This window comes from Brochothrix campestris FSL F6-1037, from assembly GCF_000525915.1.
GTDB classification, from domain to species: Bacteria; Bacillota; Bacilli; order Lactobacillales; family Listeriaceae; genus Brochothrix; species Brochothrix campestris.
This window is the reverse complement of record NZ_AODH01000084.1, coordinates 1-1,001: the sequence shown is the minus strand read 5'-3', so window position 1 is coordinate 1,001 and position 1,001 is coordinate 1. Positions and strand designations below refer to the sequence as shown.

Annotated in this window: 2 protein-coding genes; both read right to left on the bottom strand. The window is 46.5% G+C overall.

The window, feature by feature from the left end; genetic code table 11:
* The coding region (locus BCAMP_RS11930; protein WP_232217991.1) for an isopeptide-forming domain-containing fimbrial protein at window positions 1-547 on the bottom strand (547 nt) is incomplete at its 3' end.
* Between the two features lie 4 nt (window positions 548-551).
* A partial coding sequence (locus tag BCAMP_RS11925) for an isopeptide-forming domain-containing fimbrial protein (RefSeq protein WP_198015801.1) occupies window positions 552-1,001 on the bottom strand: 450 nt, incomplete at its 5' end.

Here is a 1,001-nt window from a genome sequence, read left to right as displayed (position 1 = left end):
TCGGTAATTTATCTACCACTTGACCAACCCATGGGCCACTTCCAGCCTCATGCGTCAGTTTAATACTGTAGTTGAGTGTATCACCGACGTGCGCTGTTGCTTTTGTTTTGTTGTTAACTAACTTCTCACCGCTCACTTGACCTGGTGGAACGTTAATATCAGTGGTTGGTTTTTCTGGTACAAGTGGCACATCTGGCTCACCTGGTGTTGGCGGTGGCACATTGCCATCGACTGTTGCCACGTTGACAACCTTGCCTTTAGCTTCCGCACTTACTTTCACTTTGAAACTGATGAAGAGGCTTTCGCCACCTTTGAGTGACCCGAGGTCACCTGTCGCTAGTTTTTGACCGGTAACCGCATCATCTGCTAACGCTTTTTCTTTGCCATCAACTCCGGTTACTTTCAGGCTGCCTGGTTGATACACGAGTCCTGCTGGAATCGCATCGCCAATTTTCACCTTGTTAATAATCGTCGTTGGCGCTGATGTGTTCGTTGCCTTAATTTGATAGCTAATGACCGCGCCAACTTTAACGGCTTTGTGATCAATCGCATCATTGCTGGCATTGAAGACGTTTTTTCTCAGCTTTTAATTTACCTGCTGTCGGCACCACCACTGTCGGTACGCTTGGGATATCTGGTACAGGTGGGTTATCATCGGGATCTTTTGGTGTTGCCACCGCTTTATTGACAACTGTCGTATTTAAGGCTTCTTCTTTTACTTTCACCTTAAAGGCAATCACTGCGGTTGCTGTTTCGTTTGTTAAACGGAGCTCTTTCACCGTCAACGTTTGTTCGTTCCAAATTCCTTTGTCGGCGACTGCTTTGCCGTCAATGGTCGTACTGTTTGGTACATAGCTCACATGATTCGGTAATTTATCTACCACTTGACCAACCCATGGGCCACTTCCAGCCTCATGCGTCAGTTTAATACTGTAGTTGAGTGTATCACCGACGTGCGCTGTTGCTTTTGTTTTGTTGTTAACTAACTTCTCACCGCTCAC